Origin of the sequence: Mesorhizobium sp. M7A.F.Ca.MR.362.00.0.0, from assembly GCF_004023175.1 — a bacterium.
Classification (GTDB): domain Bacteria; phylum Pseudomonadota; class Alphaproteobacteria; order Rhizobiales; family Rhizobiaceae; genus Mesorhizobium.
This window is the reverse complement of sequence record NZ_RZTF01000468.1, coordinates 3,985-4,485: the sequence shown is the minus strand read 5'-3', so window position 1 is coordinate 4,485 and position 501 is coordinate 3,985. Positions and strand designations below refer to the sequence as shown.

Genomic DNA, 501 nt, shown 5'->3' with positions numbered 1-501 from the left:
CTCCACCGGTCCGTCATCCAGCAGGATGACATCGGCGATGCGGGCGGCAATATCCAGGTCGGCTTCGCTCAAGCCCGACAAGACGAGCACTGGCGTATCCTGCGGCGAGCGTGCGACGTTCAGCGGTCCGCGCACGGAAAAGAACTCGCCCTTATGGTCGAGCAAATGCATCTTTTCGGGGTCATGGAAGCGGCCGCCGCTCTGGTCGAACAGCAGCGCGTCCGCATCCCAGCCCCGCCACAGACCTTGCACGATGCCGATACATTCCTCACTGCGACGGCGGAAATCGTCGGGCGAAAATCCCCCGGGCCGGCTGAAATTGGCTGCTTCCCGTGGCGCTTGCGTCATGGTTGCGTTCCAGCCACTGGGCCATGGCTGATAATGTCGAGCGAGGCGAAACGGCGCGCCAGATTGTATGGCTGGTGGGCGACGGTCGATGCCGCGGCGACGAGCCCGATCCTGCTTGTGACAGTCGCCAATGCGGCCAGCAAAGTGGTCGCT

General features: G+C 63.5%; 1 pseudogene. It reads right to left on the bottom strand.

Annotated features, from left to right (window positions below):
• Nucleotides 1-501 (bottom strand): annotated as a pseudogene (locus tag EOC06_RS33185) (LLM class flavin-dependent oxidoreductase); the annotation flags it as partial.